Source organism: Herbidospora sp. RD11066 (genome assembly GCF_054661255.1).
Genome location: NZ_BAAGDO010000001.1, coordinates 1,478,955 through 1,500,338 on the forward strand (window position 1 = coordinate 1,478,955; position 21,384 = coordinate 1,500,338).

Sequence of the window (21,384 nt, forward strand, 5' to 3'; positions counted from 1 at the left end):
GACTGAGTAGGTGGCTTGGTGGCGAACGAACAGAAGCTGCGGGAGTACCTGCGGTGGGTGACCGCCGACCTCGACGAGGCGCACCAGCGGCTCCGCGAGGTGGAGGAGCGGGACCGCGAACCCATCGCGATCGTCGGCATGGCCTGCCGCTACCCGGGCGGAGTGCGCTCGCCCGAGGACCTGTGGGACCTCGTCGCCGCCGGCCGCGACGGCGTCTCGGCCTTCCCCACCGACCGGGGCTGGGACCTGGGGGGGTTGTACGACGCCGACCCCGGCACCGAGGGCGCCTCCTACGTGAAGGAGGGCGGCTTCCTGCACGACGCCGCCCGCTTCGACGCCGGTTTCTTCGGCATCTCCCCACGTGAGGCCCTCGCCATGGACCCCCAGCAGCGGCTGCTGCTGGAGGTGTCGTGGGAGGCGCTGGAGCGCGCGGGCGTCGACCCTTCGGCGTTGAAGGGCTCGTCGACGGGCGTCTTCGCTGGCGTGATGTACCACGACTACGCCTCCCGCCTGCGAGCGTTGCCGGAGGGCGTCGAGGGTTTCCTCGGTACGGGCAACTCGGGCTCCGTCGTCTCCGGACGTGTGGCCTACACCTTCGGTTTGGAAGGTCCGGCCGTCACGGTCGACACGGCCTGCTCGTCGTCGCTGGTCGCCCTGCACCTGGCGGTCCAGGCGCTCCGCCAGGGCGACTGCTCGATGGCCCTGGCGGGCGGCGTGACGGTGATGTCGAGCCCCGCGGCCTTCCTCGACTTCAGCCGACAGCGAGGGTTGGCGGCCGATGGCCGCTGCAAGTCCTTCGCCGCCTCGGCGGATGGAACGGGCTGGTCGGAGGGCGTCGGCGTCCTGGTCGTGGAACGCCTCTCGGACGCCCGCAAGAACGGCCACCCCGTCTACGCGGTCGTCGCCGGTTCGGCGGTCAACCAAGATGGCGCCTCCAGTGGCCTGACCGCCCCCAACGGTCCGGCGCAGCAGCGGGTGATCCGCGCCGCGCTGTCCAACGCCCGCCTGACCCCCGCCGACGTGGACGCCGTCGAGGCCCACGGCACCGGCACGGTGCTGGGCGACCCGATCGAGGCCCAGGCCCTCATCGCGACCTATGGTCGTGACCGCACGGAACCGCTGCGGTTGGGCTCGCTGAAATCCAACATCGGCCACACGCAGGCGGCTGCGGGTGTCGGCGGCGTGATCAAAATGATCATGGCCATGCGCCACGGGATGCTGCCCGGCACCCTGCACGTGGACGAGCCGACGCCGCAGGTCGACTGGTCGGCGGGCGCGGTCGAACTCCTCACCGAACCCCGAGAGTGGCCCGCAGGGAACCGCCCGAGGAGAGCGGCGGTGTCGTCGTTCGGCTTCAGCGGCACGAACGCCCACGCCATCATCGAAGAACCCCCGGCTCTGCAACCCGCACCCGGCAGCACAGCCGGCGCCGTGGCCGGTGGCCCTGGTCGTGCAACGTCTGGCGCCGCGGCTAGCAAGGCTGGCGGTGCTACTTCTGGCGGTGCTACTTCTGGCGGCGCGCCCGGCGGCGTGTCTGGCGGTGTGTCCGGTAGCACTGGCGGCGGTGCTGGTGGTGCGACCGGTGTTTCGCCTGATGGCTCAGGCAAGGGCTCGGCTCGTCACATAAGTGATGGCGTGGCTCGTGGCAAAGCCGGTGGCTCGACTGGTGCCGTGGCGGGTGGATTCGCCGGTGGCACAGCTGGCGGCTCGACCGAGGACCTGGCTGATGGCTCGGGCGTTGGTCCGGCCGGTGGTCCAGGCCAGGTGTTTGAGCCTGCTACGCCCGGCCTGGACATTTCCGAAATTTCAGGTCATGAGCCGGTCGTGCCCTGGGTGGTGTCGAGCCGGACCTCGTCCGGGCTCCTCCTCCAGGCGACTCGGCTCCAGGCCTCCTCCTTCGACGACATCCACGACGCCGGTTGGTCGCTCGCCGGGCGGACCGCCTTCGAATGGCGTGGCGTCGTCGTCGCCGACCGCGAGGGGCTGCCCACCGGACTGGCCGCGATCGAGGGTGTACGAGCACGCCGCGGCAAAACGGCGTTCCTGTTCACCGGGCAGGGCGCGCAGAGGGCGGGGATGGGCCGCGAGCTGTACGCGGCGTTCCCGGTGTTCGCCGAGGCCTTCGACGCGGTCTGCGCCCAACTCGGGACTTGGCTCGACGTGGCCGCTGCGATCGCGACCGGGGCGCGGTTGGACGAGACCGAGGTCACGCAGCCGGCGTTGTTCGCCTTCGAGGTCGCCCTCTACCGGCTGGTCGAGTCGTTCGGGGTGACGCCCGATGTCGTGGGTGGCCACTCGGTCGGCGAGATCGCGGCGGCCCACGTGGCCGGGGTGCTCTCGCTCGAAGACGCGTGTGCGCTGGTCACGGCCAGGGGTGCCCTGATGCAGGCGCTTCCAAGGGGCGGCGCGATGGTGGCCGTCCAGGCCGCAGCGGGCGACATTTCAGGAAATGTAGACATAGCCGCGATCAACGGCCCCCGCTCGGTCGTCATCTCCGGGGAGGAAGAGGCCGTCCTGGCCGAGGCGGCGCGGTTCGAGAAGACCCGGCGTCTGCCGGTCTCCCACGCGTTCCACTCCCGCCTCATGGACCCGATGCTCGACGCCTTCCGCCGCGTCGTCCGGGGACTGCGCCTCGACCCCCCGAAGATCCCCATGGTCTCCGCGGTCGAGGTCGGCGCCGACGTCACCGACCCCGAGTACTGGGTCCGCCACGTCCGCGCCACCGTGCGGTTCGCCGACGCGGCCGGTTCGCTCGACGTGGCCCGGGTGCTGGAGATCGGCCCCGACGCGGTCCTGTCGGCCATGCTGCCGGACGCCCTCGACGGCTTCGCCGCCCAGCGCCGCGACCAGCCCGAGGTGACCGCCTTCTATCGCGGCCTGGGCGCCCTCTGGTCACACGGTGCGACCGTCGACTGGAAGGCCGCCTTCCCCGGCGGCACCCATACCGAACTCCCCACCTACGCCTTCGAACACGCCCACTACTGGCTGGAGGAGCCCGAGGGCGCCTTCCGGGCCGACACCGCCGACTCGGCCTTCTGGCTGGCGGTCGAGCGCGGCGAACTCCCCGGCCTGCTGAACGTCTCGGCCGACGACCCCCTGAGCGCCGTCCTCCCGGCCCTGACCGCCTGGCACCGCGACAGCGCCGACCGCACCCGCCTCGACGGCTGGCGCTACCGCGCCGAATGGACCTCGGTACCCCCCGCGCCCCCGATCCTGACGGGCACCTGGCTGACCGTAGTCCCCGCGCGGGAACCAGGAGTTTCTCGGCTGGCGGCCGCCCTCACCCGCGCGGGCGCCCGCGTCGTCACGGTGGAGGCCACGGCCGACCGCGCGGAAATGACCGCCCGCCTCCGCGAGATCGGCGACGTCACGGGGGTCATCTCCCTGACCGCCCTGTCTGGGGTCGGATACACCGAAATTTCGGGCGCGAAGCGCCCGATCCCCGCGGACGCTCCGGGCCAGGTAGAGACTCGTGGGGAGTCGGCAGCCCGGGTCGACGGCCCAGATCGACAGGAGCGCCTGGCTCATGCGGAGGGTGCCGGCCGCGCACAGGATCCGAGTGGCGCAGACAACGTGGATCACACGGGCCAGCAGGAGCACACCGCTCGTCCAGGTCTGGAGTTCTCGGCTTCACCCGAGGGCGTCCGTGGCGCGGTGCAGGCGCCGGATATTTCTGGACTCGCCACCCCACCCCACCTCGTCGACACGCCCCCCGACATCGCCACCGGTCTGGTCCTCACCCTGACCCTCATCCAAGCCCTCGGCGACGCCGGGATCTCCGCCCCCCTCTGGTGCCTCACCTCCGGTGAGTCGGACCCCGTTCAGGCCATGACCTGGGGTTTCGGCCGGTCCGTCGCGCTGGAGCACCCCGACCGCTGGGGCGGGCTCATCGACGTACAGGACCTGGAAGACCCCCGGATCCCCGCCGTCCTCGCCACCCGCACCGAAGACCAGGTCGTCATCCGCGACTCCGGCGTCTTCGCCAGAAGGCTGGCCAAGGCCGGTCCCGCCACCGGCTCCGCGGGCTGGACCCCCCGGGGCACCGTCCTGGTCACCGGCGGAACGGGCGCGGTCGGCGCGCACGTCGTCAGGTGGCTGGCGCGGAACGGTGCCGAGCGGGTCATCGTCGTCTCCCGCCGGGGCGCCGACGCCCCCGGCGCGGCGGAGCTGCTCCAGGAGCCCAACGTCGGCGTCGTCGCCTGCGACGTCGCCGACCGCGACCAGCTCGAAGCGCTGCTGCACGACAACGCCATCACCGCCGTGTTCCACGCCGCCGGGGTCCTCGACGACGGGGTCGTCGACGCACTCACGCCCGAGCGGGTCGCCGCCGTCGTCACGGCCAAGTGTGTCGCCGCGTGGAACCTGCACGAGCTCGCCCGCGACGTCGAGGCCTTCGTCGTCTTCTCGTCGCTGGCGGGTGCGGTCGGGTCGGCGGGGCAGGCCAACTATGCCGCCGCCAACGCCTATCTCGACGCTCTCGTCCAGGCCAGGCGGGAGAACGACCTCCCGGGCACGGCCATCGCCTGGGGTCCGTGGGCCGGTGGCGGGATGGCCGCCGACGAAGTGGGGGAGCGGCTGGTCAGGGCGGGGCTCACCCCGATGCCGCCGGACCTCGCCGTGGGGGCGCTCGCCAAGGCGCTGGCCAACGGCGACGCGCTGCTCACCGTTGCCGACGTCGACTGGGACGTGTTCGCCCGCGGCTTCACCGCCGTCCGCCCCAGCCCCCTGCTGGCCGACCTGGCGGAGACCCGCCAGGAGAGCGCCGCGCCGCCGAAGGTGGCGGACATGGGCGCGCTGGTCCGGCAGACCGTCGCCCTGGTCGCCGGGCACGACCCCGCCGGTGTCGACCCCGCCAGGGCGTTCACCGAGTTCGGGTTCACCTCGCTGATGGCCGTCGAGCTGCGCAACCGGCTCACAGTGGCGACGGAGCTGAAACTGCCTCCGACTTTGGTGTACGACTACCCGACCCCCGCCGCCCTCGCCGAGCACCTCGACGGACGTCTCACCGGAACCGGCGACCGGGCCGTCGAGGCCGTCGTCACCGTCGCCGACGACGAGCCCATCGCGATCGTCGGCATGGGCTGCCGGTTCCCCGGCGGCGTCGACTCGCCCGAGGACCTCTGGAAGCTGCTCGTCGAAGGCCGCGACGCCATCACCGACCTCCCGGCCGACCGGGGCTGGGACGTCGACGCCCTCTACGACCCCGACCCCGACAACCCGGGCACGTCGTACACCCGCGAAGGCGGCTTCCTGCACGGCGTGGGCGACTTCGACGCCGACTTCTTCGGCATCTCGCCCCGCGAGGCCCTCGCGATGGACCCGCAACAGAGGCTCCTCCTGGAGACCTCGTGGGAGGCGTTCGAACGGGCCGGCATCGACCCCCTGTCGCTCAAGGGCGGTCGTACCGGAGTCTTCGTCGGCACCAACGGCCAGGACTACGCGAACCTGCTGCTCGCCACCCGCCAGCTCGTCGAGGGCCACGTCGGCACCGGCAACGCGGCCTCGGTGGTGTCCGGACGGTTGTCGTACACCCTCGGTCTGGAAGGGCCCGCCGTTACGGTCGACACGGCCTGTTCCGCGTCGCTGGTCGCCCTGCACCTCGCCGTGCAGGCCCTCCGCCAGGGCGAGTGCACGCTGGCGCTGGCGGGCGGGGTGACCGTCATGTCCACTCCGGGTACCTTCGTCGAGTTCTCCCGCCAGCGCGGGCTGGCCGCCGACGGCCGGGTCAAGGCGTTCGCGGCGTCCGCCGACGGCACCTCCTGGGGTGAGGGCGCGGGCCTGCTGGTCGTCGAGCGGCTGTCCGACGCCCAGGCCAACGGCCACCCGGTCCTCGCGGTGATCAAAGGTTCGGCCGTGAACCAGGACGGCGCGTCCAACGGCCTGACCGCCCCGAACGGCCCGTCTCAGCAGCGCGTCATCCGCCAGGCCCTCGCGAATGCCCGCCTGACCACCGCCGATGTCGACGCCGTCGAGGCCCACGGCACCGGAACCACTCTCGGCGACCCCATCGAGGCGCAGGCCCTCCTCGCCACCTATGGCCAGGACCGCGTGGAGCCGCTGTGGCTCGGCTCGGTGAAGTCGAACATCGGCCACACCCAGGCCGCCGCCGGTGTGGCCGGCGTGATCAAGATGGTGCTGGCGCTCCAGAACGGCGTCCTGCCCAAGACCCTGCACGTCGACGAGCCCACGCCCCACGTCGACTGGACCCTCGGCGACGTCGAGCTGGTCCGCGACACGATGCCGTGGCCCGAGACCGGCCGTCCCCGCCGGGGGGCGATCTCGTCGTTCGGGTTCAGCGGCACCAACGTCCACACGATCCTGGAGCAGGCCCCGGAAACCGCCACGACCGAGACGAGAGAGGACACCGGCCCGGTCGCGTGGGTGCTCTCCGGGAAGTCGCCCGACGCCGTCGCGGGCCAGGCGCTCCGCCTGCTCGACACCGAGGCGCCGATCGCCGACGTCGCCCACGCGCTGGTCAGCACCCGCGCGCTGCTCGACCACCGCGCCGTCGTGGTCGGCGACCGCGCCGCCCTCCGCTCGGGCCTAGAGGCACTGGCCTCCGGGCGCGCCGCCGACAATCTCGTTCGCGGTACGTCTCTGGGCGACCGCCCCGTCATGGTCTTCCCCGGCCAGGGGTCGCAGTGGGTCGGCATGGCCGCCGAACTGATGGACACCTCCCCGGTCTTCGCCACCCGCCTCCAAGAGTGCGCCGCCGCGCTGAGCCCGCACATCGACTGGGACCTCATCGAGGTCGCCCGGGGCGGTGAGCTGGAGCGGGTCGACGTGGTGCAGCCGGTGCTGTGGGCCGTGATGGTCTCCCTCGCCGAACTGTGGCGCTCCTACGGTGTCGAGCCCGCCGCAGTGGTGGGCCATTCCCAGGGCGAGATCGCCGCGGCCTGCGTGGCGGGCGCGCTCTCGATCGAGGACGCCGCCGCCGTGGTCGCCCTCCGGAGTAAGGCGATCCTGGCGCTGGCCGGGCGCGGCGGCATGATGTCCGTCGCCCTGCCCGCGTCGGAACTGGACCTCGGCGACCGCCTCTCCATCGCCGCCGTCAACGGCCCGTCGTCGGTCGTCGTCTCCGGCGACGTGGACGCCATCGAAGCACTCCGCGCCTCGGTAGAAGCGAGAACTCGCGTCATCCCGGTCGACTACGCCAGCCACTCGCACCACGTCGAAGAGATCCACGACGACCTGATCCGCTTGTTGGCCGAAATCTCGCCACAGAGCAGTGATGTGCCGTTCTTCTCCACGGTCACCGGCGACTGGCTCGACACGACCACGATGACCGGCGAGTACTGGTACCGGAACCTCCGCAACACCGTTCGGCTGGAAGAGGTCGTGACCGCGCTCGGCGATGCGGGCTACGGCGCTTTCATCGAGGTCAGCCCCCACCCCGGCCTCCTCGTCGGCATCGAGGACACCCTCAGGAAGACCGGCAGCGAGGCGGCCGTGCTCGGCACCCTGCACCGCCGCCAGGGCGGCCTCGACCGCTTCCTCCTCTCACTGGGCCAGGCCCACGTCACGGGCGTCGGCGTCGACTGGCGAACCACCGGCACCCCCGCCGACCTCCCCACCTACGCCTTCCAGCACCGCCGCTTCTGGCCCGTCGCCGCCCCGGCGGCCCCCGCGGCGGAACCGGCGGACGCGGCGTTCTGGCAGGCCGTCGACAACGGCGACCTCGACCTCGACGTCTCCAGGGAGGCCCTCGACGAGGTCCTCCCCGCCCTGTCGGCCTGGCGACGCGCAAGGTCGGAGCACAGCGAGACCGACGCCTGGCGCCACACGATCGTCTGGAAGCCCGTCACCCTCCCGGCCCGCCCGCTGCCCGGAAACTGGCTGGTCATCGTGCCGGAAGGCGCCCCCGACCGCGGCCTCCCCGCCGCCCTGCGCGGCGCCCGCGTCCTCGAACTCGGCACCCCCGACCGCACGACCTACGCGCAGACGCTCGCTCCCACTGACGATGAGCTCGCCCCCGCCGACCGCGCGGCCCACGCGCAAGCGCTCACCTCTGTCGACGGGGTGATCTCCCTGCTCGACACGCTGCCCGCGACGCTCACCCTCGTCCAGGCTCTCGGCGATGCCGGGGTCGCGGCTCCGCTCTGGTGTGTCACCGACCCGCAGGCGGGCCCCGACCAGGCCATGATCTGGGGCTTCGGCCGGGTCGTCGCGACGGAGCACCCCGACCGCTGGGGCGGCCTGATCGACCTCTCCGACGGCTACGACCCCGCCCACCTCGCGGCGGCGCTCGCCTCCGACGAGGACGAACTCGCCATCAAGCCATCGGGTGTGTTCGCCCGCCGTCTCGTCCACGGGACGCGACCGGCCCGCACTCCGCGCGACTGGATGCCCGAGGGCACGATCCTGGTCACCGGTGGCACCGGCGCGCTCGGTGCCCAGGTCGCCCGCTGGCTCCACGACAAGGGCGCCCGGGACCTTCTCCTGGTCAGCCGCTCGGGCCCGGACGCTCCGGGGGCTGCGGAACTGGCCGAGGAACTCGGCGCCACCGTCGTCGCCTGCGACGTCTCCGACCGTGACCAGCTCGCCGACCTGCTGGAACGGCACCCGGTGAGCGGAGTGATCCACACCGCCGCGATCCTGGACGACGCCGTCATCGACGCCCTCACCGCCGATCAGGTCCACAAGGTCCTCAGGGTCAAGGTCGACGCCGCCCGCAACCTGCACGAACTCACCACCGACCCGGCCTTCTTCGTCCTGTTCTCCTCCTTCGCCGGCTCCTACGGCGTCGCGGGCCAGGGCAACTACGCCCCCGGCAACGCCTATCTCGACGCCCTCGCCCACCACCGCCGCTCGCTGGGCCTCAAAGCCACCTCGATCGGCTGGGGCCACTGGGCCGGCGACGGCATGGCCGGTCACGACGTCGTCGAAGAGCAGATGAAGCGCCGTGGCCTGACCCCCCTCGACCCGGCCAAGGCGCTGACCCTGCTCGACCAGGCCCTCGCCTGCGACGAGACGTTCGTCGCGGTCGCCGACATCGACTGGAGCCGCGCCCCGCTCCGCCCCCTGCTCGCCGACCTCCCCGAGTTCGCGGGCCGCCGCAGCGAAGAGCCCGCCATGCCGGCCCTCTCCGGCAAGGATCTACTCGACGTCGTACGCGGGCAGGTCGCCGAGGTGCTCGGTCACGAGTCGGGCGATGCCGTCGACCCCGGCCGGGCGTTCAAGGAGCTGGGCTTCGAGTCGCTGACCGCCGTCGAGCTGCGCAACCGGCTGGCCCTGGTCACGGGGCTCCGGCTGCCCGCCACGCTGGTGTTCGACCATCCGACGCCGAAGGCGCTGGCGGCGTACATCAGCAGGGAACTCAGTGGCGACGGCGAAGCCGAGCAGCAGGCGGCGGTGGTGGCCGCCTCCGACGAGCCGATCGCGATCATCGGCATGGGCTGCCGGTTCCCCGGCGGCGTGACGGGGCCCGACGACCTGTGGCGGCTGCTGTCCGAAGGGCGCGACGGCATCGCGCCGTTCCCCGGCGACCGGGGCTGGGAGCTGGAGAGCATCGCCAGCGAGTCGCTCGAAGGCGGTTTCCTCGACGACGCCTCCGGTTTCGACCCGGCCTTCTTCGGCATCTCCCCGCGCGAGGCCCTCGCGATGGACCCGCAGCAGCGCGTCCTGCTGGAGGTCGCCTGGGAGGCGGTCGAACGGGCCGGTCTCGACCCCGCCACGCTCAAGGGCGCGCCGGTCGGGGTGTTCGCCGGCACCAACGGCCAGGACTATCTCCCACTGCTCATGCACGCCACCGAGGACCTCGGCGGCTACCTCGGCACCGGCACCACCGCGAGTGTGCTGTCGGGGCGGATCGCGTACACCCTGGGCCTCGAAGGTCCCGCCGTCACGATCGACACCGCCTGTTCGTCGTCGCTGGTCGCCCTGCACATGGCGGTCCAGGCGCTCCGCAACGGCGAGTGCTCGATGGCTCTCGCGGGCGGTGTGACGATCATGTCCACGCCGGGCCTGTTCGTCGAGTTCACCCGCCAGCGCGGAGTCGCCTCCGACGGCCGCTGCAAGGCGTTCGCCGCCGCCGCCGACGGCGCCGGGTTCGCCGAGGGCGCCGGGATGATCGTGGTCGAGCGCCTCTCCGACGCCCTGGCCGCCGGGCATCCGGTCCTGGCGGTCGTGCGCGGCTCGGCCGTCAACCAGGACGGCGCCTCCAACGGTCTCACCGCCCCCAACGGCCCCGCCCAGCAGCGGGTGATCCGGCAGGCGCTCGCCAGCGCCGGTCTGACCGGCAAGGACGTCGACATCGTCGAGGCCCACGGCACCGGCACCTCGCTCGGCGACCCGATCGAGGCGCAGGCGCTCATCGCCACCTACGGCCAGAACCGCGACGAACCGGTCAGAATCGGCTCGGTCAAGTCGAACATCGGCCACACCCAGGCCGCCGCCGGGGTCGCCGGACTCATCAAGATGGTCCTCGCCCTCCAGCACGCCGAGATGCCCGCCACCCTCCACGTCGACGAGCCGTCACCGCACGTCGACTGGACCGCCGGAGCCGTCGAACTCCTCACCGAACCCCGCGCCTGGCCCTCATCCGGCCGCCCGCGCCGCGCCGCGGTGTCGTCGTTCGGCCTGAGCGGCACCAACGCCCACACCATCCTCGAACAGGCCCCTCCCGTTCCCGCCGTCGAGGAAGAACCGGGCGTCACGGTCTGGCCGCTCTCGGCCCGCACCTCCGAAGCCCTGAAGGCGCTGGCCACCGGCCTGCGCGGTCGTACCGACCACGCGAAGGTCGCCGCCGCGCTCACCGCCCGCACCGCGTTCGAGTACCGCGCCGTCGTGCTGGCAGACGACCACGTTGATGGACGTCTCCCGCTCGGCGACCAGGCCGGAGTCGTCACCGGCGAGGCCGCCCCCACCGGCCCGCTGGTCTACCTCTTCACCGGCCAGGGCTCCCAGCGCCCCGGCATGGGCGAGGAACTCAAAGCGGCCTACCCCGTCTTCGCCGCCGCCCATGACGAGATCTGGTCGCGCCTCGACCTCACCACCGACGACCCCGAGGACACCGGCTGGGCCCAGCCCGCGATTTTCGCCTTCGAGGTCGCCCTCCACCGGCTCCTGGAGTCGTGGGGCCTCACACCGGACGCCGTCGCCGGTCACTCGATCGGCGAGATCGCCGCCGCCCACGTGGCGGGCGTCCTGACGCTCGACGACGCCTGCACTTTGGTGTCGGCCCGCGCCTCCCTGATGTCGGCCCTCCCGAAGGGCGGCGCCATGGTCGCGATAAAGGCCACGGCGGGCGAAATTTCGCCTGACGTCGATGTCGCCGCCGTCAACGGCCCCGACTCGGTCGTCATCTCCGGCGACGAGACCGTCGTCCTGGCCGAGGCGGCCCGCTTCGAGCAGACCAAGCGCCTGACCGTCTCCCACGCCTTCCACTCGCGCCTGATGGACCCGATGCTCGACGACTTCCGCCAGGCCATCGGAGGAATCACCTTCCACGACCCGACCATCCCCTTCGAGGGTGGCCGGACCATCGACTACTGGGTGAACCACGTCCGCGACACCGTCAGGTTCCACGACACCCTCCAGCGCTTCCCCCAGGCCACGTTCGTCGAGATCGGCCCCGACGCCGTCCTCGCCGCCATGGCCGAGGGCGCCGTCGCCACCCAGCGCCGGAACCGCCCCGAGGCCGCCACCCTGCTCATGGCCGTCGGCCGGTTGTTCACCCGGGGCGTCGACGTCGACTGGTCGCGGATCCTCCCCGGCCCAAAGGCCGACCTGCCGACCTACCCCTTCCAGCGGCAGCGTTACTGGCCGGCCCCGGCCCGCGCCGCCGAGTCGCCCTGGCACTACGACGTCACCTGGCAGCACCTCGACCCGGTGCCGCCCGGCAAGGCGACCTGGCTGGTCATCACCCCCGGCACCGCCGACGCCGGGCTCACCGAGGCGCTGCGCGAGCAGGGCGACGACGTCATCCCGTTCGCCGTCGACGCCCTCGACCCCGACTGGACCGGCCTGCCCGACCACGCCCACGCCACCGGCGTCCTCTCGCTGCTGGCCCTCGACACCCGCCCGATCGCGCCGGGCGTCCCGGCGGGCCTGGCCGCCACCGCGACCCTGGCCACGGCCGGGCTGAGCGCCCCGCTCTGGGCGCTCACCCGCCAGGGCGACCCCGACCAGGCGATGACCCGCGGCCTCGGCCGGGTCGCCGCCCTGGAACAGCCCCACCGCTGGGGCGGCCTCGTCGAGATCCCCGACGCCCCGGACGCGTCGCTGCTGCGCGCCGCGCTGGCGTCCGGCGAAGACGACCTCACGATCGACGGCGGCGTCAGAGCCCGCCGCCTCACCAGGTCAGGCCCGTTGCCCACCGCCGAATGGACCACCTCGGGCACCGCCCTCATCACCGGCGGCACCGGCTCGGTCGGCGCCCACGTCGCCCGCTGGCTCGCCGGTCGCGGCGCCGATCACCTCCTCCTGACCAGCCGCCGAGGCCCGAACGCCCCCGGCGCCGACCGCCTCAAAGCAGAGCTGGAGGCCACCGGGGTCGCCGTCACCATCGCGGCCTGCGATGCCGCAGACCGTGCACAACTGAAGGAACTGCTCGCCGCGCACGACGTCAGGTCGGTCTTCCACGCGGCCGGGACCCTCGACGACGGCGTGATCGAATCGCTCACCCCGGGCAGGTTCGCCACGGTCGCCAGGGCCAAGGCCGTCGCCGCCTGGAACCTGCACGAACTCACCGGAGACCTCGACGCGTTCGTGCTCTTCTCCAGCATCGCCGGGACGCTCGGCGCCGCCGGTCAGGGCAACTACGCCGCAGCCAACGCCTACCTCGACGCCCTGGCCGAACTCCGCAGGGCGCGCGGACTCCCGGCGACCTCGGTCGCGTGGGGCGCCTGGGCCGAAGGCGGCATGGCCGGAGCCGAGATCGGCGAACGCCTGAAAGCCAGGGGGCTGCCCGCCATGCGTCCCGACCGGGCCGTCGCCGCGCTCGGCCGCCTGCTGGCGTCCGGGCAGGCCACCGGCGTGGTGGCCGACGTCGACTGGCCGCGCTTCGCCCCCGCCTACGCCGCGGCGAGGCCGCGCCCGCTGATCGCCGCGTTCGCCGTGGCCGGGACGACCGCGGAACCCCCGCTGGCCGACCGGCTCGCCGCCCTGCCCGAGGCCGAGCGCCCCGCGGCGGTGCTGTCGCTGGTGCGGTCGCGGGTCGCGGCGGTGCTCGGCATGGAGTCGGCCGACCAGGTGCGGCCCGGCCAGTCGTTCAAGGAGCTCGGCTTCGACTCGCTGACGGCGGTCGAACTGCGCAACCTGCTCGGTACGGCCACCGGCCTGACCCTCCCGGCGACGCTCGTCTTCGACCACCCGACCTGCGCCGACCTGTCCGCCCACCTTCTGGCCGAGGTGCTGCCCAGCGCCGAGGAGAGCAGGCGGACCGAGCTCGACGGCATGGAGACCCGCCTCGCCGCCCTCGCGGAAGACGACCGCGCCGGAGTCACCGCCCGACTGGAGGCCCTGCTCGCCCGGCTCCGCGACCCCGGCGACACCGGCCTGTACGCCGACCGCCTCGACACCGCGACCGACGACGAGCTCTTCGAGCTGTTCGACAAGGAGCTCCGATGACGAACGAAGAGAAACTCCGCGACTACCTCAAGCGGGCGATGGTCGACCTGCACGCCGCCAAGCAGCGCATCACCGACCTGGAGGCGGCCGACCGGGAGCCCATCGCGATCGTCGGCATGGCCTGCCGGTTCCCCGGCGGCGTCACGACCCCCGAGGAGTTCTGGCGGCTGCTCGCCAACGGCGGCGACGCCCTCAGCCCGCTCCCCGACGACCGGGGCTGGGACCTGGCCTCCCTCTACGACCCCGACCCCGACACCCCCGGCACCTCCTACGTCCGCGAGGGCGGCTTCCTGGAGGGTGTGGCCGACTTCGACGCTGCGTTCTTCGGCGTCTCCCCGCGCGAGGCCCTCGCGATGGACCCCCAGCAGCGCCTCTTCCTGGAGACGTCGTGGGAGGCCGTCGAACGAGCGGGCATCGACCCCCGTTCTCTCAAGGGTTCGGGTACGGGGGTCTTCGCCGGCACCAACGGCCAGGACTACACGGGGCTGGTGCTCAGCGCCCCGCCCGAGGGCGTGGAGGGCTACCTCGGCACCGGCAACGCGGCGAGCGTGCTGTCGGGACGGGTGTCGTACACCCTCGGTCTGGAAGGGCCCGCCGTCACGATCGACACGGCCTGCTCCTCGTCGCTGGTGGCACTCCACCTGGCCGCCCAGTCGCTGCGGCGCGGCGACTGCACCCTCGCCCTGGCCGGGGGCGTGACCGTGATGGGCACGCCGTCGGCGTTCGTCGAGTTCAGCCGCCAGCGCGGGCTCGCCTCCGACGGCCGGTGCAAGGCGTTCGCGGCCGGGGCCGACGGCACCGGATGGTCCGAGGGCGTCGGCGTGCTCCTCCTCGAACGCCTCTCCGACGCCATCGCCAACCGCCATCGCGTGCTCGCGGTGGTGAAGGGCTCCGCCATCAACCAGGACGGCGCCTCCAACGGCATCACCGCCCCCAACGGCCCCTCGCAGCGCCGGGTGATCCGGCAGGCCCTCGCCGACGCCGGGCTCGACCCCGCCGACGTGTCGGCCGTCGAGGCCCACGGCACCGGGACGACCCTCGGCGACCCCATCGAGGCCCGTGCCCTCATCGACACCTACGGCCGCGACCGCGACGAGCCGCTGCTGCTCGGCTCGGTGAAATCGAACATCGGCCACACGCAGGCGGCGGCCGGGGTCGCGGGGATCGTCAAGATGGTCCTGGCCCTGGCGCACGAGGAACTGCCCCGCACCCTGTACGTCGACGAGCCGTCGCCGCACGTCGACTGGTCGGGCGTGGAACTGCTGACCCGTCCGGCCGCCTGGCCGCGCGGGGAACGCCCCCGCCGCGCCGGGGTGTCGTCGTTCGGCTTCAGTGGCACCAACGCCCACGTCATCCTCGAAGAGGCGCCGGTTGTCGAACCGGTCGTCCACGAGGACGTCCCGTGGGTGATCTCCGGCCGCACCCACCAGGCGTTGCGTGCTCAAGCGTTAAGGCTCAAATCGAAGGTCGGCCATCAGGGCGTGGGGCATGCGCTCGCCACCGCCCGCACCGCGTTCGAGCACCGCGCCGTGCTCCTCGGCGACGACCACGCGCACCTGCTCGACGCGATCGCCCGGGGTGACAGCCCCAGCGGCGCCGTCCAGGGCGTCGCGGTGGAGGAGGCGAAGGTCGCGTTCCTGTTCACCGGCCAGGGCGCCCAGCGTCCCGGCATGGGACGCGAGCTCTACGACACCTACCCCGTCTACCGCGAGGCGTTCGACGAGGTCTGCGCCCGGTTCCCCGGCCTCGCCGACGTCGTCTGGTCGGGCGAGGGGCTCGACGAGACCGCGCACACCCAGGCGGCGCTGTTCGCCGTCGAGGTCGCCCTGTTCCGGCTCGCCGGATCGTTCGGCGTCACCCCCGACGTCGTCGCCGGGCACTCGATCGGCGAGTTCGCCGCCGCCCACGCGGCGGGCGTCCTCACCCTGGACGACGCGTGCGCGCTCGTCGGCGCCCGGGGCGCGCTCATGCAGGCGCTCCCGAAGGCCGGGGCGATGGCCGCGATCGAGGCGTCCGAGGAGGAGGTGCGCGGCACCCTCACCGGCCGCACCGCCATCGCCGCCGTCAACGGCCGGGCCTCGGTGGTCGTGTCGGGGGAGGAGGCCGCGGTGCTCTCGGTCGCCGGCTTCTGGTCGGAGGCGGGCCGCAAGACCAAGATCCTCCAGGTCTCGCACGCCTTCCACTCGCCCCTGATGGAGCCGATCCTCGCCGACTTCGCCAGGATCGCCGGGAAGGTCACTTTCCACCCGCCGCGCATCCCGTTCGTCGCCCACGGCGACGTGACCACACCCGGCTTCTGGACCGCGCACATCGTCGAACCGGTCCGCTTCCTGGCCACACTGCGCGAGCTGGCGGCACGGGAGGTCACGGCGTACCTGGAGATCGGCCCCGACGCCGTGCTCACCGCGATGGCCGCCGACGCGGGCGCCACCGTTCAGGCACCGTGCCTGCGCCGGGGCCGGCCCGAACAGCGGACCTTCCTGACCGCGCTGGCCGAACTCCACGTCCACGGCGTGCCCGTGCGGTGGGCGGAGCCCGGAAACCCGGTCGACCTGCCGACCTACGCCTTCCAGCGCCGCCGCTTCTGGCCCGGCGTGCGCCTCCCCATTGCGCCGCCGGTGCAGGCCGAGCGCACCCCGATCCTCGCCGACCGCCCCGAGGGCGACCTCCTCCAAGCGGTGGTGACCCTGTCGGCGGCGGTGCTCGGCCACGACGACCCGGCCGAGATCGAGCCGGGCCGCCGCTTCCTGGAACTCGGCTTCGACTCGCTGGCCTCCCTGGAGCTGCGCCGCCGCCTCTCCGTCGCGACGGGCCTCGACCTCCCGGCCAGCCTCACGTTCGACCACCCCACGCCCGCTCTGCTCGCGAAGTTCCTCGGCGCCGAACTCACCGCCCCCGCGCCGAGGGGCGACGGCGGCATCCTCGGCCTGCTCTACCGCCGCGCCGCCGAGACCGACCGCCTCGACGACTTCATGACCCTGGTCTCCGACGCCTCGGAGTTCCGCCCGGTCTTCACCGACCCGAGTGAGGTCACTCCCGATCTCGTACGACTCTCCTCCGGCCCCGACCACCCGGTGATCATCGGCTGCAGCGGCATGACGGCCGCGGGCGGCCCCCACGAGTTCGCCCGCTTCGCGGCGGGCCTGCGCGGCCTCCGCCAGGTCGACGCCGTGGCATTACCCGGCTTCGCGGCAGGAGAGGACCTCCCCGCCACCGGCGAGGTAGCCCTCCGAGCCCAGGCCAGAACCATCGTGGACGCGGTCGGCACCACCCCGTTCGTCCTCGTCGGCCACTCGGCTGGCGCGATCATGGCCCACGCCCTGGCCCGCCACATGGAGGAGGCCGGAGTGGGCCCCGCCGGACTCGTGCTGGTGGACGTCTACCCCCCGTTCAGCGAGGTCCTGACCGGCTGGCAGTCAGAGCTGGCCGGGGGAGTCCTGGCCGAGACGACCGTCCCCCTGGACGACCACCGCCTGACCGCGAGCACCGCCTACGCCCGCCTGTTCATGGAGTGGAAGCCCGAACCGCTGGCCGCCCCAGTCCTGCTGGTCCGCGCGTCGGACCCCCTGGGCACCCCCGTCGACGGCTGGCAGGCCACCTGGCCCCACGACCACACGGCCGTCGACACCCCTGGCGACCACTTCACCATGATGGGCGCCCACGCGGGCGCCGTCGCCGCGGCCGTGAACGACTGGCTGACCGCGGCCGTCCCCACCTTGAAGGAGCAGACCGCATGAACGACGACCTGTGGATCCGCCGGTTCCATCCGGCGCCGAAGGCCCCCGCCCGCCTCGTCTGCCTCCCGCACGCGGGCGGCTCGGCGAGCTTCTACCTGCCCGTCTCCTCGATCATGTCGCCCAAGGTGGACGTCCTGGCCGTCCAGTATCCGGGCCGCCAGGACCGCCGGAGCGAACCGCTGATCCCCGACCTGATGACCCTGGCGGACCGGATCGCCGAGGTGCTGTCCCGCTGGGTCGACCGCCCCACGGCCCTGTTCGGCCACTCGATGGGCGCGGCCTTGGCCTACGAGGTGGCGTTACGCCTGGAAGCGGCCGGCACCCCACCGGTCGGCATCTTCGCGTCGGGCCGCCGCGCGCCGTCGACGAAGCGGACCGAGAACGTCCACAAGCGCAGCGACGACGGCCTGGTCGCCGAACTGATCCGCCTCAGCGGCACCAACGCGAGCCTCCTCGGCGACGAGGAGGTCCTGCGCATGGTCCTCCCGGCGACGAGAAACGACTACCGCGCCATCGAGACCTACGTCTGCGACCCGAACCAGCGCCTGACCGTCCCGATCGTCGCGATGACCGGCGACAACGACCCCAAGACCACCGTCGAGGAGGCCCGCGCCTGGCAGCACCACACCGAGGGAGCCTTCGACCTGCGCGTCTACCCGGGCGGCCACTTCTTCCTGACCCCCCACGCGGCCGACGTGATCGCCGTGATCAACCGTTTCCTGACCTCGCAGAGGAAGGTGCGCGATGACAGTCTTGTCGGACAGTGAGCTCAGCTCCCACCTGAGGAAGTCGAAGGCCGCCCTGTGGTCGGTAGGCGCCCTGGGCGACCCGTATGCCCTGGTCTTACGCGGCCTCGACGACCCATATCCCGTCTACGAGAAGATCCGCGCCTACGGCCCGATGTCGAAGAGCCGCCTGGGCACGTGGGTGACGGCCGAACACGACCTGGCCCACGAACTGTCCCGCGACCGCCGCTTCGGCGTCCGCTTCAAAGACGGCCGCCGGGTCGCCCCGTCGGTGCCCCAGTTCGACAACTCCTTCGTCGGCATGGACGCCCCCGACCACAACCGCCTCCGCCGCATCGCCGCCCCCGCCTTTTTGCCGCGCGTCGTGGAGCAGTACCGCGCGGAGGTCGAGAAACTCTGCCACGACCTGATCGACAAGATCGACACCAGCGGCGAGTTCGACCTGATGGAGAGTTTCGCCCGCCAGGTCCCCGTCAACGTGATCGCCAGCCTGTTCGGCATCACCGAGGAGCAGCGCCCCCAGTTCCAGCGCTTCTGCAAGGGACTCACCCACACCCTCGACGGCAACCTGACATTGCCCGCGGCACGTGACCTGGCGGAGTCGATCGAGGGCATGAACACGTTGGTCGCCGAACTGATCGAAGAGCGCTCGGCGCGCCCGGCCGGGGATGTCATCAGCCGCATCCAGAAGGCGCTGGAAGGCGACAAACTCACGGTGCCCGAGGCCGTGACCATCTGCACCATGCTGTCCCTGGGCGGCAGCGAGACGACGGTCAACATGATCGGCAGCGGCATCCTGGCCCTGCTCGACAACCCCGACCAGTGGGACCTCCTGACCAACGACCCGAGCCTTTCGACGGCGACGGTGGAGGAGTCGTTGCGGTTCGACACCCCGGTGCAGATCCAGGTACGGGTGGCACATGAGGAGGTGGAAGTCGGCGGCGTGTCGTTGGGCGTCGACGAGGTGGTCGCCATCATCAACGCGGCCGCCAACCGTGACCCCCGCGTCTACAGCGACCCGAACTCTTTCGACATCACCCGCGAGAACCCGGCTGACCATTTGGCGTTCTCAGGCGGCGCCCACTACTGCGCCGGAGCGCCCTTGGCTCGCCTAGAGGGCGATGTGGCCTTCCGCGCATTGGCGGAACGGTTGCCGGAGATGAAGCGAGCCGGCGAGGTGAAGCGCCGCAAGTCGGGCGTGATCCGCGGCTTGCTGGAATTCCCCGTCACGGCATGATCGAAAAGTGCGGGTCCGCGCAAGGGCCCGCACTTCCTTTTTCTGTACGAATTGAGCTCATGAATTGCCGAAGTGATTCATGATGGCGATGTAGAGGTCGTCAATCTCCTTGGGCCGTGCTTGCCGCATGGCGAAGAACCTGCCTACCTGGGGCTTGCTGCGCCCCCACTCTTTCTTGGCCTGCTCGAAAAGCTGTGGGTTGGTCCGGTCGAGGAAAGCCTCGAATTCGCCTTGTTTATCGCGATCGTTGCCGAACTCATCGGCGAGAGTGAAAACACCCGCCCTGGCCCAATGGGCTTTCCACTCGGCGAAATCCTCGCGGGTGGGCTGGCCACCTGCCGGGCGGTCCTTCTTCTTGAGGCATCTGGCCAAGACGCTGTCAGGCAGCAGTGCCGGCCCATCGGCGACGACAGCCCAGGGGACTCCAAAGGCGTCGAGATAGTCGATGTAGCCCCCGAACGCCTTGTCTCCATTGACGGTGATGATCGGAATATTCGCCGCTTCAGGATCGGGAAGACCCAGGCCGGCCGTGTCCTGCCACCACTGTGCGAGTGCGCCGACCTCGGTAGACCCCTCACAAAGGATGACCCGAGAGGCGAACAGAAGCGCACGAACGTGAGTGGGCTCCAGCAGCTGCAGCCACCGAGTCAGGTCGTCGTCGGAGACGTCACTGATGCGCTTGACCAGTGGGCCTTTTGGACCAGGCGCCAGGCGGACGATTCCCCGCAGATCATCAATTCCGGAAACCGGCACCATGTCCGGGCTATGCGTGATGATCAGACTCTGGCCGGCCTTACGGAATGCAGACATTGCCCGGCGCTGCATCGTCGGTTCCAGGTGGACTGCGGGCTCATCTAGAAGAAAGAAGCGCCCCGGCGGGCCGGCGAGCAAGGTGCTCAGCACGGCAACTTCCTCTATTCCTGCGCCCGAGAGTTCGAGTGGTATCTCCCCAGTTGGGGTGATCACCGTCGGCTCGATAGTTACGCTTGGAGCCTTCTCGCTGGCTGCGTGGGACGTGCGTAGTCCGAATTTCCGGTTGGTGAGCCAGGTAAAGGTGTGCTCTATCGCGGCATAGGTCTCACGTTGCGTGGCGCTTCCATTTTTGAGCTGGAAGAGGCGCATTCCGATATTGCTACCATCGCGCAGATCCATGAACGAGTTCATTTCACCCACGCCGAAAGTCCTTCTGGTCGGAACACGACGGTTCGCTGTTAGAATGGTGGCTCTGCGAAGGATGCATGCTATGACTTTACCGAATTGGAAACCGTGTTCGTAGGGCTGCATATCCAGCTCGGTGGCCAGCTCCATCAGGCTGAGAGGTAAGTTTACCTTTGGGCTAACGGCTCCACATACTAAATCTATCAATGAATCTGGAAACTTGACGAGTGCGGCCGAAAGGTCGATCTCTTCGATGTTGATCGTGTGGGTGAGTAGTTCTCGTGGGTTCCGGGCTATGGACCTATCAAGCAGGAAATCGGCGACTTCGATCCTGCTTTTTTGGGCAATTTCTGATGGCGAGGCCGAAGTGGAGTGCAGGTATCCTTCTCGAGGGCCGTTGTGTAGATAAATTATCCACTTCTCCCCGCAGTGTTCGAACTCCCAGGCTGCACTCCATGGGGCTGGGTTCATGGCATCGAAGTGGATCTTTAACCTTCCCGACCATAGGGGAGCGACCGAAGCCAAGGTGATTTTGTTGCGGGCATGCATGTCGATCTCGGTGGAGAGCTCGGAGTTTCGATATGTACCGGTCGAAAACGCGGCCTGGATGAATTTCTGAACTAGGGACTTCTCCCATGGTTGGTCGAGCGTAATATCGAGGGCAACGTCGAATGAGGGCGAGCCGTCTCGGCCTGCGGACAGGTAGGTGTGTAGCGAGTCCACTTTCGGATTTCCGGAGATGTGCTCCATGACGGAGCGAACGATGTCGAGGCATCGGCCGACATTGGTCTTTCCGGCTCCGTTCGGGCCGGTGATGATCGTCAGGTCCGGTTCAAGGGTCAGATCCAGTTCCTCGAAGGAAAGGAATTTACTCGCCCTGATTCTTGACAGCAGCATCCCGGGCCGCACTCCTTGTTCGCTTGGCCAAAGCCGCCAG

5 protein-coding genes are annotated in these 21,384 nt (G+C 71.0%); 4 read left to right on the top strand and 1 reads right to left on the bottom strand.

Translation table 11 applies throughout. The features are described 5' to 3' along the window. Positions 1-18: 18 nt before the first annotated feature. The 4 genes from ACYQ78_RS06020 to ACYQ78_RS06035 are packed head-to-tail and all read left to right on the top strand — an operon-like array spanning position 19 to position 19,289. Positions 19-13,569, top strand: coding sequence for a type I polyketide synthase (locus ACYQ78_RS06020; RefSeq protein WP_459799663.1), 13,551 nt, complete (start codon positions 19-21; stop codon positions 13,567-13,569). Then, entirely contained in the window at positions 13,566-17,306 is a 3,741-nt protein-coding gene (locus tag ACYQ78_RS06025) for a type I polyketide synthase (RefSeq protein ID WP_459799664.1), read from the top strand. Before ACYQ78_RS06020 ends, ACYQ78_RS06025 begins: the two co-directional genes overlap by 4 nt. After that, positions 17,303-18,073 carry a thioesterase II family protein gene (locus ACYQ78_RS06030; RefSeq protein ID WP_459799665.1) on the top strand — a complete coding sequence of 257 codons (771 nt, stop codon included), beginning with the start codon at positions 17,303-17,305 and terminating at the stop codon, positions 18,071-18,073. Before ACYQ78_RS06025 ends, ACYQ78_RS06030 begins: the two co-directional genes overlap by 4 nt. Further along, positions 18,051-19,289, top strand: coding sequence for a cytochrome P450 (locus ACYQ78_RS06035; protein ID WP_459799666.1), 1,239 nt, complete (start codon positions 18,051-18,053; stop codon positions 19,287-19,289). Before ACYQ78_RS06030 ends, ACYQ78_RS06035 begins: the two co-directional genes overlap by 23 nt. Before the next feature lie 57 nt (positions 19,290-19,346). Here the strand turns inward: ACYQ78_RS06035 and ACYQ78_RS06040 are convergent, their stop codons facing one another. After that, positions 19,347-21,344, bottom strand: a complete 1,998-nt coding sequence (locus ACYQ78_RS06040; RefSeq protein WP_459799667.1) for an AAA family ATPase — start codon at positions 21,342-21,344, stop codon at positions 19,347-19,349. Between the last annotated feature and the right edge of the window lie 40 nt (positions 21,345-21,384).

What these genes read in the sequence shown, in the direction of transcription:
- ACYQ78_RS06040 (WP_459799667.1), bottom strand. Translation starts at nt 21,344, where the DNA reads ATGCTGCTGTCAAGAATCAGGGCGAGTAAATTCCTTTCCTTCGAGGAA.
- ACYQ78_RS06025 (WP_459799664.1), top strand. Translation starts at nt 13,566, where the DNA reads ATGACGAACGAAGAGAAACTCCGCGACTACCTCAAGCGGGCGATGGTC.
- ACYQ78_RS06035 (WP_459799666.1), top strand. Translation starts at nt 18,051, where the DNA reads ATGACAGTCTTGTCGGACAGTGAGCTCAGCTCCCACCTGAGGAAGTCG.
- ACYQ78_RS06030 (WP_459799665.1), top strand. Translation starts at nt 17,303, where the DNA reads ATGAACGACGACCTGTGGATCCGCCGGTTCCATCCGGCGCCGAAGGCC.